Genomic DNA, 12,749 nt, shown 5'->3' on the forward strand with positions numbered 1-12,749 from the left:
TCTCCGAATTCGGCATCGAAAGCCTTCAAAACCTCATCGCCATCCATCGCGACGGAAACAAATAGGTCCGTCCGCGTCCCTCACCGGATGGATACCGACTATCGCTGCGGCAGCCTTGTGATCGTTGGCCTGACCCTCGGCCATCGCCATCGCAGACCGCTTGCAGCTTGGTGGTCAGTCCGCCTCGGCTGCGCGATACATCGGGGTAGAGCCCCTTTTAAGCAGGCTGGCGGCAGTGCGATGCGCCTTCAGGTGGGTGGCATCGATCATCAGTTGATCCGAGCCGCCGCCACGCGCCGCAAGTTCAGCCAAGATTCGGTTGAACACGCCGAGCCGGTTCCAGCGGATGAACCGGTTGTAGATTGTCTTGTGCGGTCCGTATCCTGCTGGCGCATCGCGCCAACGAAGCCCATTGCGGATGACGAACAATATCCCGCTCAGATCGTCCACCCGCGGCACACCATGGGACAACGGAAAATACGGCTCGATGCCGCGCATCTGCTCCGGCGACAACATCAATAGCTCACTCATTGTGGCACCTCCGCCGACAATGAATCCGGGCGCTGAACGACCCACAAGGTATTTAATAGGTCGTGACCCTAGCTGCATTGGGCGATGCTCGGGAAGGCCGGCGGGCGCATGAGACGCCCGCGCCGAGTTCCTCGACGATCCTTTGGCAGCCGGCCACTCCCTGTGGTGGACCGGAAACGCGAGTTTGCGTGTTAGCGGCCATTTGCAGCCCTTGGGAGATCGTTTTGGGCCAGATTTCCAAGCATGGATGGTACGGCGTCGCTTGAGGTTCTCCAGACGTTGCAGTCGACCAGCGCGTATCAGGCCATTCGGCGCTAGCCCACAACTCTAGCTCCCCTGGAGACAAGAGGTTCCTCTCCCCCCGTTGGAGGCGGAACATATGGTTGCTATCGTACATCGGATCGAAACTGGTCAGAAGCTGCAGAAAATTTCGCTTTCGTTCCGCCTTCGTCCACGAGCAAAAGATTGCGCCCCGGCTTTGAAGCTTGTCGAAGACGTCCAGTTGCGCAGGATTAAAGCGTTGCCAGAGCGCTATTGCGTCTTTTCCTTGTGTTGTAAAATCTTGCTGAAGTGCTTCCTCGATGATCGCCTCCAATGCGTAAGCGACGGCCTGTGTCTTGGCCGAATGGTCGAGATATGTGAGGGACGGCCACAGCGTCCTTTGTTGAAGCAGCAGTACCGGCCATAGAAGCTGTATACCATAGCGGATGCCCATCTCTTCGTAGTGCGCGGGGGGCTGAATGATCTCACGTTGGCGTTCGTAGGCTTTGCGTGCATCATAGGCGAGGCCGAGAAACATTCCCTCCTTGTCCCCAACAAGCGGCGACCTCTCGTTGACGCCATGCACAACCTCGTGCAGCCAGCGCAGGGAGGTGGAGTCGCCGATCAGCAAGATGCCGGCATGGTTTTTCAGCAGTCGGTATGTGAGCAAGCTGTTCCTTCCGTTCTCTTGCTATGACCAGCCATTTGGCGTTGTCTCCGCAATGCGACGGTAGCCGATGAATGGTCAAAACGTAGCGCAATCGGTTCACGATCGACTGAAAACCGTGACCGTTCCTCTGCGGTGCTCAGACTGCCACCGAGTGCCTGGCCGTTCCACTTTCGAGATATTTGTCGAACTTCGCCGCAATGCTCCTCACGAAGGGACGACTTTCCGCCAGCACGACGAAACTGTCGCCTTGGAGTTCAAGGAACCCCTGAGGGTCATGAAGTGCGGTGGAACTCGCCTTGAGCAGAAGCTTTTGGCCGGCGTCGCCAAAACGCTCCACGAGGTCGATCGCGGAAAAGGCAAAATCACACATCAACCGCTCGATGATCCAGCCACGGACACGGTCATCCTCGGAAAGCTCGATGCCGCGGACGATAGCGAGGTCTCCCGCGTCGACCCTGCGTTCATATTCGGCGGTCACCGGCATGTTCTGCGCATAGCCCTGTCGAAACCGGCTGATCGACGACGGGCCAAGCCCGATCAGTGTCTCGCAGCCATCCTCGGTGTAGCCTTGGAAGTTGCGATGCAAGGTGCCCGCGCGGGCCGCGACCGCCAGCGCATCGCCAGGCTTGGCAAAATGGTCGAAGCCCACCGCTTCATATCCTGCCTCAAGCATCAGGCCGGCGGCCAGTTGCGACTGCGCAAAGCGTTCGGCCGAATCCGGCAACCACGCCTCGTCGATCATCGCCTGATGTTTCTTGAACCAGGGCACGTGAGCGTAGCCGAACAGCGCCATCCTGTCCGGTTCCAGGGTGAGCGCCTGCGCGACGGTGGAACACAGGCTCTCCCTGGTTTGATGCGGCAGGCCGTAGAGCAGATCCAGGTTGACGGACTCGACGTCGCGGGAACGAACTCCGTCGACGACTGCCTTGGTCTGCAAAAAGCTTTGTTCGCGGTTGATCGCCTTTTGCACTTTCGGATCGAAATCCTGCACGCCGAGGCTCGCCCGGGTCATGCCGATTTCGGCAAGTGCATTAAGGCGTGCTTCGTCCATATCGTTCGGATCGATCTCGATGCTGACTCTCGTATTCGCAACAAAATCGAAGCTGTCCCGCAAGAACGCGCCTAGAGCCACCATATCCTCAGGCTTCAGCATTGTCGGCGAGCCGCCGCCGAGGTGGATTGCGCGGACGAAGACCTTCCCGCTGACAAGGGCGGCAACCGTCGCGATCTCCGCGCGTAGCGAGCGCAGATAAGCGGTCACTGGCTCATAGTGGCGCGTCTGCTTGGTATGGCACGCACAGAACCAGCAGAGCCTGTCACAATAGGGAATATGCAGGTAAAGCGATATCTCGTCACCGCCTTCGAGCGCCTCCAACCAGCCTTTCTGGACCGCCGCGTCGACGCCCGGATGGAAATGCGGCGCGGTCGGGTAACTGGTGTAGCGGGGGACGTTCTCGCCAAGTCTGGCAGCTAATTCCGGTCGCATGTCGTGGTCCACCGTGTTTGAGTCGCCGGAACTCTGGACGCGTCGAACAGCCAAAGCCCTGATTTCGGTCAACCTCCAGCACGGACAAACTGCCGCAACGATTTTTCTACCGTCGATTGCTATCCTGCCGTCACTTGGGATCGATAGAGCGATCGAATGACAGTACGGCAGGATATTCACAGTTCCGGCATTCCCGTTCTTTGCCTACCTTGCGAGGCACGGCACCGCGGCGTCTGCGGTGCGCTCGATCCAGACCATTTGGCGCGGCTCGCCAAGACTTCGTCGCGGCACAAGATCGAGCCGGGGGTCGAACTGATCGGCGACGCCGAGGCCGTCGACAGCTATTCAAACATGCTTTCAGGCGTGGTGAAGCTGACGAAGAGCCTTTCCGACGGCCGCCAGCAAATCGTTGGCCTCCAGTTCGCACCGGATTTTCTGGGACGGCCCTTCAAGGTGAAAAGCGCGATCAATGCGGAAGCGGTAACCGCTGTCTCGCTGTGCACGTTTCCGAGGGCGGCCATCGAACGGATGATGAAGGAATCACCGGAACTTGAGCATCGCCTGCTCAAGCAGACGCTGAACGAACTCGACGAGGCACGCGAATGGATGGTGGCTCTTGGGCGCAAGACCGCACCGGAGAAGGTGGCGAGCTTTCTCCTTATGATCGCCCGGAATATCGATTCCAGTGTTGGCCCGGCGGCTAGGTCGGCGTGCTTCGATCTGCCGCTGACGCGTGCCGACATCTCTGATTTCCTTGGACTTACAAACGAGACTGTGAGCCGCCAGCTGACCAGACTGAGAATGGACGGCGTGATCCGGATCGAGAACAATCGCCATGTCACGGTGGACAACGTCAAGCGGCTGGAGCAGCGCTGCGGCGGCGCGACGCGCAACAGCCCTTTAAATGAGACCTAAGCGGCGGGGCCTGCGTCGCTTACCCCGACCCGCGGCAGGACATGTTTGCGTTCGAAAGCGATGTGTCGCCGCAAGCCTTCGAAGAAGCCGTGCAGAATGAACCCGACGGCTTCCGCTCGCATGGCCGATCGCTAGCAGAATTCAGTCACCTCACCAGCAAAGCACTCGTCTGCGACGTGTTCGGGCGCGCAACCGCCGGGTAGAAGCGAGACTGGCATCGCCGCCGACGACAGCGGCCTCGTAGGCGGGAAAGACGATCGTTTCTTCAAATTGATGAACGTTTGCGCGACAATGGGAGGATTGCGTTAGCCGTGCCGAGGCACTTCAGGCGATTGATGCTCGGCAACGCATCAGCGATATTTTCCAGAGCATTGCAGAGCTACAGTTTTTCCCTGTGGCGCGCTTCATCACATCGCACGCAATCGCCTCCACGCCGGCCGGCCCGCGGACACCGGACTTGTCCATGGGCGGGGCGGCCCGTGCTGCGTTTCCTCGTTCAATCGCCACCTTCTGATCGCACAGAACGCGATGCTGCCCAAAGCAAAATCGTGCGGCTCTGACATGGATCAGGGCGAGCAGGCGGCGGCTGCGCAATTAATGCGCTGCGGATTTGGGTCCGCCGGAATTGGAGATCGGGACTTGCGATGAAATTCGGCACAGAGATCGTCCTTCTAAGCCTGTTTGCTTTTGCGGCCCTGGTGGCTGCCGGCTTCGGCGTAGATGAACCTTTTCGCCAGCATATGTGCGTTTTGTTCTTCGCCGTGGCTGGCTTCACTGCGATCCTGTTGCGCAACACGGATTTCAAGCCAGCAGTTCCGATCGACCGCGCTGCTTACATGGATGGGCCGATACGCTTCGGGGCCGTCGCAACGGTGATCTGGGGCGTCGTAGGCATGCTGGTTGGTGTGGTCATCGCGCTGCAGCTTGCCTATCCGGATCTCAACATCGAGCCTTGGTTCAATTTCGGTCGCTTGCGGCCGCTGCATACGTCGGGCGTCGTTTTTGCTTTCGGGGGCAATGCGCTGCTTTGCACATCCCTGTATGTCGTGCAGCGCACCTGCCGCGCCCGGCTGTTCGGCGGCAATCTCGCCTGGTTCGTGTTCTGGGGCTATCAGCTTTTCATCGTCATGGCTGCGACAGGCTACCTGCTCGGCATCACCGAGAGCCGCGAATACGCCGAACCCGAATGGTATGTGGACCTGTGGCTGACCATCGTTTGGGTCGCCTATCTCCTGTTGTTCCTCGGCACCATCCTGAAGCGCAAAGAACCGCACATTTACGTCGCCAACTGGTTTTATCTGTCCTTCATCGTGACCATCGCGATGCTGCATGTCGTCAACAACCTGTCGATGCCCGTTTCTCTGCTAGGCTCGAAGAGCTACTCCGCCTTCTCCGGCGTACAGGACGCCCTGACGCAATGGTGGTACGGCCACAATGCCGTCGGCTTCTTCCTCACCGCCGGCTTTCTCGGCATGATGTATTATTTCGTGCCCAAGCAGGCGAACCGCCCAGTCTATTCCTACCGCCTTTCGATCATCCACTTCTGGGCGCTGATCTTCCTCTACATCTGGGCTGGTCCGCACCATCTCCACTACACCGCTCTGCCCGACTGGGCGCAGACGCTCGGCATGGTGTTTTCGATTATGCTCTGGATGCCCTCCTGGGGCGGCATGATCAACGGCGTGATGACGCTGTCCGGCGCCTGGGACAAGCTGCGCACCGATCCGATCATCCGCATGATGGTGATGGCCATCGCCTTCTATGGCATGTCGACCTTCGAAGGCCCGATGATGGCGATCAAGACGGTCAACTCGCTGTCGCACTATACCGATTGGACGATCGGGCACGTCCACTCCGGCGCGCTTGGCTGGGTTGGCATGATTTCGTTCGGCGCGATCTATTTCATGGTGCCGAAGCTGTGGAACCGCGAGCGGCTCTATTCGCTGAGGCTGGTCAACTGGCACTTCTGGCTGGCTACGCTCGGTATCGTCGTTTACGCGGCGGTGATGTGGGTCTCCGGCGTCATGCAAGGCCTGATGTGGCGCGAGTACGACGAGCAGGGCTTCCTTGTCTACTCCTTCGCCGAAACCGTTGCCGCCATGCATCCCTACTACATCATGCGTGCCATCGGCGGCGCGATGTATCTGTCCGGCGCCCTTATCATGGCCTGGAACATCGCCATGACCATCTTTGGCTACCAACGCGAGGAGGATCCGATGCCGGGCTCCATCCCCGCCCTCCAGCGTGCGCGATCAGGAGCCGGAAAATGGGCTTGATCGATAAACACGCCGTCATCGAGAAGAACGCCACGCTTCTTCTCGTTGGGTCCCTTCTTGTGGTGACCGTCGGCGGCATCGTCGAGATCGCGCCGCTCTTCTATCTCGACAACACGATCGAGAAGGTCGAAGGCATGCGGCCCTATTCGCCGCTCGAACTCGCCGGACGCAACATCTATGTGCGCGAGGGCTGCTACCTCTGCCACAGCCAGATGATCAGACCGTTCCGCGACGAGGTGGAGCGCTATGGGCACTACAGCCTGGCGGCCGAGTCGATGTACGATCACCCGTTCCAGTGGGGATCAAAGCGCACTGGACCGGACCTTGCCCGGGTTGGCGACCGCTACTCGAACGAATGGCACGTACAGCATCTCAGCGCGCCGCGCTCGGTGGTGCCGGAATCGATCATGCCGAGCTACGCGTTCCTGAAGGATAGGCCGATTGAGGTGAAAGACTTCTCGACGCATCTGATCGCCAACAGGCGTGTCGGCGTCCCTTACTCCGATGACATGATCGCCAACGCCAATGTCGATCTGATGGCGCAGGCGAATCCCAACGTCGATACGTCCGGCCTTGAAGCGCGCTACCCAAAGGCCAAGCTCGGCGACTTCGACGGCAATCCGCAACAGGTCACCGAGATGGATGCTCTCGTGGCCTATCTCCAGATGCTTGGCGCGCTGGTCGATTTCAAGAACTACGACGAGGCCGCCGGCTACCGCTGAGGAGAGCGACGATGGACTACAATTTGATGCGGGAATTCGCCGACAGCTGGGGCCTGCTCGCCATGGCGCTGTTCTTTGTCGGATGCGTTGCCTTCGCGCTTCGCCCTGTCGGCCGCGGGCAAGCTGACGAAGCCGCTCGAATTCCTCTCAAGGACGATTGATCATGAGCGGCGAGCACATCGACGAGGTCTCGGGCATCTCAACGACCGGCCATGAGTGGGATGACATCCGGGAGCTCAACAACCCACTTCCGCGCTGGTGGGTCACGACCTTTTACATCACCATTGTCTGGGCGATCGGCTACACCATCGCCTATCCGGCATGGCCGATGCTGTCTTCCGCGACGAAGGGCGTGCTCGGCTATTCGAGCCGCAACCACGTCAAGAATGAACTGGTCGCCGCCGAAGCCGCCAAGGCCAAATATGTCGCGGCGGTGGAATCGAAAAGCGTCTCGGAGATTGCCGACGACGACGCATTGCGCGAGTTCGCCGTCGCTGCCGGCGGTGCGGCATTCAGGGTCAATTGCGTGCAGTGCCATGGCTCCGGCGCGCAAGGCTCCAAGGGGTTTCCCAACCTCAACGACGACGATTGGCTGTGGGGCGGCAGCGCCGAGCAGATCCAGCAGACGATCACCCACGGCATCCGCTTCGCATCAGACCCGGATACGCGCCTGTCGGAAATGCCGGCTTTTGGCGACATCATCACGGCGGACCAGATCAAACAGGTCAGCGCCTACGTTGCCAGCTTGTCCGGCCTGGTCCAGGACGCAAGCCTGATCGAGCCCGGTGCCAAGGTGTTCGCGGAAAATTGCGTCGCCTGTCATGGCGACACAGCAAAGGGCAACAGGGAACTCGGCGCGCCCGACCTGACCGACGCCATCTGGCTGTATGGACCGGGCGAAACGGCTATTGCTGCGCAGGTCCGCGCGCCGAAGCACGGCGTCATGCCGGCCTGGATCGGCCGTCTCGGCGAGACCAAGGTCAAAGAACTGGCAGTGTATGTCCATTCGCTTGGCGGCGGAGAATAGGAACGGAAGCCTATTCTCGCCCCTCCCCGCCAAGCGACGAGGCCCGGCGCGCGCCGGGCCTCGACACCATTCCGGCGTCCGGCGAATGACTTCAACGCGGTGCAGTTCGCCATGCGGCAAAGCGTGCTCAACGTGGCCATCAGCCAGAACCGAACGGTCGGGCTTCCGCCGCCAAATCGTCACTGGTGAATGGAGCTTCTCGTGCGTGATAATACGCAAATAGAACGGCTCGAAGCCGAATCGGTCAACTCCGCCGAGGCCCGTCAGCCGCTCTATGCCTCGCGCAGGAAGATTTTCCCGAAACGCGCCTCGGGCAGCTTTCGCCGCTTCAAGTGGCTGGTGATGGCGATTACGCTCGGCACCTACTACCTGACGCCGTGGCTGCGATGGGATCGAGGGCCGTTCGCGCTTGATCAGGCCGTGCTGGTCGACCTTGCCAACCGGCGCGTCTATTTTTTCTTCATCGAGATATGGCCGCAGGAATTCTACTACGTGGCCGGCCTCCTGGTCATGGCCGGCATCGGGCTTTTCCTGGTCACGTCGACTGTCGGTCGCGCCTGGTGCGGCTATACATGCCCGCAGACCGTATGGGTCGATCTGCTCCTGGTCGTGGAGCGCGCCATCGAAGGCGATCGCAACGCGCGCATGAAGCTCGATTCCGGCCCCTGGACCGTGCGCAAGCTCGGGCTGCGCGTATCGAAGCACGCCACCTGGCTGGTGATAGCGGCGGCGACCGGCGGCGCCTGGATCTTCTACTTCGCCGACGCGCCGACATTGGTCGGCGAGGTCTTTTCGGGAACCGCGGCACCCGTCGCCTACATCACCATCGCCGTGCTGACCGCGACCACCTACACGTTCGGCGGGCTGATGCGCGAACAGGTCTGCACCTATATGTGCCCGTGGCCGCGCATCCAGGCGGCCATGCTCGACGAGACTTCGCTCACCGTCACCTACAATGACTGGCGCGGCGAACCTCGTTCGCGTCACGCCAAGAAGGTCCTTGCCGCAGGGCAGCCCGTCGGCGACTGCGTCGACTGCAATGCCTGCGTCGCGGTCTGCCCGATGGGGATCGACATTCGCGACGGCCAGCAGCTCGAATGCATCACCTGCGCGCTGTGCATCGACGCCTGCGACGGTGTCATGGATAAGCTCGGGAGGGAGCGCGGACTGATCTCCTATGCGACGCTGTCCGACTACAACGCCAACGTGATGCTGGCGACCGCGGGCGGCTCCTGCCCGGTGACCCCCTCGCTGGTCAGGACGGTTAATGGCAAGTTCTCCGACAAGGTGGCCCATTTTCATATCGGCAAGATCTTTCGGCCGCGCACTTACGTCTACATGGCTGTGTGGTCGCTGATCGGTCTTGGTCTGCTGTATTCGCTGCTGACGCGCGATCGGCTTGAGATCAACGTCCTGCACGACCGCAACCCTCAGTTCGTGACCCTGTCCGAAGGCTCCATCCGCAATGGCTACACCGTCAAGCTGCTCAACATGATCCCCGAGCCGAGGACGATCATCGTCACCATTCAGGGCTTGCCGGGTGCGCAGATGAGCGTCGCCGGTGTCGATCTCCCCGCGAATCGCTCCTTCGCGATCCCGGTCGAACCCGACCGGCTGAAGATGCTGAAGGTTTTCGTGCGCCAGCCGGCGGAACAGATCAAAGGCCAAGCGCAAACCTTCAAGTTCAGGGTCGAGGACAAGGCGAGCTTCGAGTCGGACGAGTACACCGCCACCTTCAATGCACCGGAGATCGCCAGATGAACGCCACCGCGAAAAAATCCCGCGAATTCACCGGCAGGCACATGTTGGCCATCATCCTTGCCTTTTTCGGGGTGGTCACCGCGGTCAATCTGACCATGGCGACGCTCGCCAACACGAGCTGGACCGGCCTTGTCGTCGAAAATACCTATGTGGCCAGCCAGCAATTCAACAGGAGGGCCGAGGAAGGGCGCGCGCAGGCCGCGCTCGGCTGGACTGGCAAACTGACGATCGCGTTGGGCGAGGTCCGCTACAGCCTGAGCAACGCCGCCGGTAAGCCGGTTCCCTTGCGCGGCGTCAAGGTGCTGTTTCGTCATCCTGCCTACGAGGCCGAGGACAAGGCTGTCACTCTTGCCCTTGCCTCGGGCCGGGAATTTGCTGCGCACTACACGCCCAAGGATGGCGTCTGGATCGTTGAAGTCGATGCCGACGCCGGCCTTACGCAACCCTATCGCGACGTCCGTCGGATCATGATTTCCAAAGGAGCGCTGCAATGAGCTGCTGTGCGCCGGGCGCCGAAATGGGGCTGGAACTTGACAGCGGTACGTCCGTCCTGCCGTCGAGCCAGGAAATCAGATTGGCGAGCCGCTCGCTTGGCGATGGCCTGCGCCAGACCGATCTCTCGGTACCGGCGGTGCATTGCGCAGCCTGCATCCAGACGATCGAGACAGCGCTCGGAAAACTCGCATGTGTCGAGAGCGCACGCGTCAACCTGTCGACGAAACGGGTTTCCGTCCAGTGGCGTGGCGAGGAGGTCCCACCGTTCGTCGCCGCGCTCGGACGGCTGGGCTACCAGGCACATCTGTTCGATCCCGACATTGAAGTTAAGGACAGGACGCTTTCGGAACTGATCCGAGCCGTCGCGGTTGCCGGCTTTGCCGCAGGCAACATCATGCTGCTTTCAGTCTCGGTCTGGTCCGGTGCCGAAGGCGCGACCCGCAACCTGTTCCACTGGGTCTCGGCGCTTATCGCCATCCCCGCACTCGCCTTCGCCGGCGGCATCTTCTTTTGTTCGGCCTGGAATGCGTTGCGCCACGGTCGCATGAACATGGACGTGCCGATCGCTGTCGGGGTGTCGCTTGCCTACGCCATGAGCCTCTACGAGACGATCAATCATGGCGATCACGCCTATTTCGATGCGTCGGTATCGCTGCTGTTCTTCCTGTTGATCGGCCGCACGTTGGATCATGTCATGCGGGACCGTGCCCGGACCGCCGTGAAAGGCCTGTCGCAGCTTGCGGCGCGTGGTGCCATGGTGCTGCGCGACGATGGCTCGCGCGACTACTTGCCCGTCGGCGAGATCGAGCCGGGCATGCAGCTGCTGATCGCGGCAGGCGAAAGGGTTGCCGTCGACGGCAAGGTCAATCAAGGCTATTCGGATCTCGACTGTTCCCTGGTTTCCGGTGAGAGCACACCCAGAACCGCGGCGTCGGGGGAAACCGTGCAGGCCGGCACGCTCAATCTCACCGGCCCGTTGACCATCGAGGCGACAGCCGCCGCCAAGGATTCTTTCCTGCCGGAAATGGTTCGGATGATGGAAGCAGCCGAAGGCGGCCGCGCGCATTACCGCCGCATCGCCGACCGCGTCTCGGTGCTTTATGCTCCAGTGGTTCATCTTACCGCCTTCGCGACATTCCTTGGCTGGATGGCGGCGACCGGCGACTGGCACCGGGCGATAACCATCGCCATTGCCGTCCTCATCATCACATGTCCGTGCGCGCTCGGCCTCGCCGTGCCGATCGTTCAGGTGGTCGCCGCGCGGCGCCTGTTCGAGAACGGCATCATGGTCAGGGATGGTTCGGCCATGGAGCGCCTGGCGACGATTGATACAGCGGTGTTCGACAAGACTGGCACGCTCACGCTCGGACAGCCCCGGCTCATCAATGCGTCGTCGATCGATCCGGCCATGCGGGCAATCGCAGCCGCCATGGCCGCGCACTCGCGTCACCCGTTCTCAAAAGCCATAGCCGGTTTTGCTCGTCCTGGCGGACAGCACAAATTCGATGCCGTCGCCGAGCATCCGGGGTTCGGTATCGAAGCCACTGACGCCGGAAGTAGCTGGCGGCTGGGCCGACGCGGATGGGCTGGATGGAAGGCCCGAACTGGCGGCGAAGGCAACCATGGCTATGGCGGGACGGTTCTGACCAAAGACGGGATCATTGTCGCGTCCTTCGACTTCGAGGATGCGCCGCGCGCCGACGCCAGGGCAACCATGCTGGAATTGAAGGCAGCCGGGGTGTCGGTGGAAATGCTGTCGGGCGATACCGCTGGGGCCTGTCGCGACGTCGCGGAGACCCTGGACATAGGCAGCTTCGTGCCGGCCCTGCTGCCGTCCGGCAAGGTTGAGTGCATCGAAACGCTGGCGAAAGCCGGACACAGGGTGCTGATGGTTGGCGATGGACTCAACGATACGCCTGCGCTGGGGGCAGCACACGTCTCGATTGCGCCGGCCACCGCTGCCGATATTGGCCGCAACGCCGCGGACTTTGTGTTCCTGCGCGAAAGCCTTCTGGCAATACCCCTTGCCCTAGACATCTCACGGAAGGCCGGGCGGCTGATCCGCCAGAACATCGCCATCGCGATCGTCTACAACATGATTGCTGTGCCGATCGCCATTCTGGGGCACGTCACGCCGCTGATCGCGGCAATCGCGATGTCTGCTTCGTCGCTGCTTGTCATCGGAAATGCGTTGCGCCTGCAGGGTTTTGTGCTCGCCGAGGTGACGAGGGCTCCCTCGGCGACGCGTTCGGGCATTCGCGCATCGGTGCAGCCGTCATGACGACGCTCGTCTACCTCATACCAGCAGCTCTGTTCCTTGGCGCGCTGGGGCTGTTCGGCTTTCTGTGGGCCTTGAGGAGTGGTCAATATGAGGATCTTCACGGGGCCGCTGAGCGCATCCTGATCGACCGGGACGACAAGCCGGAACGCTGACCCGGATCGCTGTGCCGACGACCGTGCGGATGCCATCCTCAGCCGAGTCGGCTTGCTTGGGACTGCTGGGGCTCCCCAGCTAGGGTCAGGACCCATTAATTTGTTGAGTTGATATCTGTTGGGTGATTCAAGGTGGCAGGAGGTGCTGCCTTGAGTGATTTGCTGATGTTGA

At 61.0% G+C, this 12,749-nt stretch carries 12 protein-coding genes and 1 pseudogene; 10 read left to right on the plus strand and 3 right to left on the minus strand.

Features of this window, described 5'->3' with window-relative positions:
- Nucleotides 1-136 precede the first annotated feature (136 nt).
- The 3 genes and pseudogenes from HNQ71_RS34325 to hemN all read right to left on the minus strand — a co-directional run.
- Nucleotides 137-531 (minus strand): annotated as a pseudogene (locus tag HNQ71_RS34325) (transposase); the annotation flags it as partial.
- A gap of 52 nt (nucleotides 532-583) precedes the next feature.
- A complete protein-coding gene (locus HNQ71_RS34330) occupies nucleotides 584-1,462 on the minus strand; it encodes a DUF6904 family protein (protein WP_184879508.1) in 879 nt (292 codons plus the stop codon).
- A gap of 136 nt (nucleotides 1,463-1,598) precedes the next feature.
- On the minus strand, nucleotides 1,599-2,948 hold the full coding sequence (gene hemN / locus HNQ71_RS34335) for an oxygen-independent coproporphyrinogen III oxidase (RefSeq protein ID WP_184879541.1): 1,350 nt from the start codon (nucleotides 2,946-2,948) through the stop codon (nucleotides 1,599-1,601).
- A 156-nt stretch (nucleotides 2,949-3,104) separates the two neighbouring features.
- Between hemN and HNQ71_RS34340 the strand changes: the two genes are divergently transcribed.
- The 10 genes from HNQ71_RS34340 to ccoS all read left to right on the plus strand — a co-directional run bounded on the left by HNQ71_RS34340 (nucleotide 3,105) and on the right by ccoS (nucleotide 12,577).
- Nucleotides 3,105-3,863, plus strand: coding sequence for a Crp/Fnr family transcriptional regulator (locus tag HNQ71_RS34340; RefSeq protein WP_184879511.1), 759 nt, complete (start codon nucleotides 3,105-3,107; stop codon nucleotides 3,861-3,863).
- 41 nt (nucleotides 3,864-3,904) lie between these two features.
- Nucleotides 3,905-4,066, plus strand: a complete 162-nt coding sequence (locus HNQ71_RS34345) for a hypothetical protein (RefSeq protein ID WP_184879514.1) — start codon at nucleotides 3,905-3,907, stop codon at nucleotides 4,064-4,066.
- Between the two features lie 441 nt (nucleotides 4,067-4,507).
- On the plus strand, nucleotides 4,508-6,139 hold the full coding sequence (ccoN, locus tag HNQ71_RS34350) for a cytochrome-c oxidase, cbb3-type subunit I (protein ID WP_184879517.1): 1,632 nt from the start codon (nucleotides 4,508-4,510) through the stop codon (nucleotides 6,137-6,139).
- Nucleotides 6,130-6,861 carry a cytochrome-c oxidase, cbb3-type subunit II gene (gene ccoO, locus HNQ71_RS34355; RefSeq protein ID WP_184879520.1) on the plus strand — a complete coding sequence of 244 codons (732 nt, stop codon included), beginning with the start codon at nucleotides 6,130-6,132 and terminating at the stop codon, nucleotides 6,859-6,861. The genes ccoN and ccoO overlap by 10 nt, the downstream gene beginning before the upstream one ends.
- An 11-nt stretch (nucleotides 6,862-6,872) precedes the next feature.
- Nucleotides 6,873-7,022 carry a cbb3-type cytochrome c oxidase subunit 3 gene (locus HNQ71_RS34360; protein ID WP_184879523.1) on the plus strand — a complete coding sequence of 50 codons (150 nt, stop codon included), beginning with the start codon at nucleotides 6,873-6,875 and terminating at the stop codon, nucleotides 7,020-7,022.
- Between the two features lie 2 nt (nucleotides 7,023-7,024).
- Complete coding sequence (gene ccoP / locus HNQ71_RS34365) at nucleotides 7,025-7,888, plus strand: cytochrome-c oxidase, cbb3-type subunit III (RefSeq protein ID WP_184879526.1); 864 nt, start codon at nucleotides 7,025-7,027, stop codon at nucleotides 7,886-7,888.
- Between the two features lie 189 nt (nucleotides 7,889-8,077).
- Nucleotides 8,078-9,649: a cytochrome c oxidase accessory protein CcoG gene (ccoG, locus tag HNQ71_RS34370; RefSeq protein WP_210334158.1), complete on the plus strand. Its 1,572-nt coding sequence runs from the start codon at nucleotides 8,078-8,080 to the stop codon at nucleotides 9,647-9,649.
- The gene (locus HNQ71_RS34375) at nucleotides 9,646-10,143 is read left to right on the plus strand and encodes a FixH family protein (protein ID WP_184879532.1); all 498 of its coding nucleotides are present in this window, start codon (nucleotides 9,646-9,648) and stop codon (nucleotides 10,141-10,143) included. The genes ccoG and HNQ71_RS34375 overlap by 4 nt, the downstream gene beginning before the upstream one ends.
- Nucleotides 10,140-12,425, plus strand: coding sequence for a cation-translocating P-type ATPase (locus tag HNQ71_RS34380; protein WP_184879535.1), 2,286 nt, complete (start codon nucleotides 10,140-10,142; stop codon nucleotides 12,423-12,425). The genes HNQ71_RS34375 and HNQ71_RS34380 overlap by 4 nt, the downstream gene beginning before the upstream one ends.
- Nucleotides 12,422-12,577 carry a cbb3-type cytochrome oxidase assembly protein CcoS gene (gene ccoS, locus HNQ71_RS34385; protein WP_184879538.1) on the plus strand — a complete coding sequence of 52 codons (156 nt, stop codon included), beginning with the start codon at nucleotides 12,422-12,424 and terminating at the stop codon, nucleotides 12,575-12,577. The genes HNQ71_RS34380 and ccoS overlap by 4 nt, the downstream gene beginning before the upstream one ends.
- The last annotated feature ends 172 nt before the right edge of the window (nucleotides 12,578-12,749 follow it).

It is taken from the genome of Mesorhizobium sangaii (assembly GCF_014207355.1).
In the GTDB taxonomy this organism is placed as follows: Bacteria; Pseudomonadota; Alphaproteobacteria; order Rhizobiales; family Rhizobiaceae; genus Mesorhizobium; species Mesorhizobium sangaii.

What these genes read in the sequence shown, in the direction of transcription:
- ccoO (WP_184879520.1), top strand. Translation starts at nt 6,130, where the DNA reads ATGGGCTTGATCGATAAACACGCCGTCATCGAGAAGAACGCCACGCTT.
- HNQ71_RS34345 (WP_184879514.1), top strand. Translation starts at nt 3,905, where the DNA reads ATGTTTGCGTTCGAAAGCGATGTGTCGCCGCAAGCCTTCGAAGAAGCC.
- ccoP (WP_184879526.1), top strand. Translation starts at nt 7,025, where the DNA reads ATGAGCGGCGAGCACATCGACGAGGTCTCGGGCATCTCAACGACCGGC.
- ccoN (WP_184879517.1), top strand. Translation starts at nt 4,508, where the DNA reads ATGAAATTCGGCACAGAGATCGTCCTTCTAAGCCTGTTTGCTTTTGCG.
- HNQ71_RS34340 (WP_184879511.1), top strand. Translation starts at nt 3,105, where the DNA reads ATGACAGTACGGCAGGATATTCACAGTTCCGGCATTCCCGTTCTTTGC.
- ccoS (WP_184879538.1), top strand. Translation starts at nt 12,422, where the DNA reads ATGACGACGCTCGTCTACCTCATACCAGCAGCTCTGTTCCTTGGCGCG.
- hemN (WP_184879541.1), bottom strand. Translation starts at nt 2,948, where the DNA reads ATGCGACCGGAATTAGCTGCCAGACTTGGCGAGAACGTCCCCCGCTAC.
- ccoG (WP_210334158.1), top strand. Translation starts at nt 8,078, where the DNA reads ATGGAGCTTCTCGTGCGTGATAATACGCAAATAGAACGGCTCGAAGCC.
- HNQ71_RS34360 (WP_184879523.1), top strand. Translation starts at nt 6,873, where the DNA reads ATGGACTACAATTTGATGCGGGAATTCGCCGACAGCTGGGGCCTGCTC.
- HNQ71_RS34380 (WP_184879535.1), top strand. Translation starts at nt 10,140, where the DNA reads ATGAGCTGCTGTGCGCCGGGCGCCGAAATGGGGCTGGAACTTGACAGC.
- HNQ71_RS34375 (WP_184879532.1), top strand. Translation starts at nt 9,646, where the DNA reads ATGAACGCCACCGCGAAAAAATCCCGCGAATTCACCGGCAGGCACATG.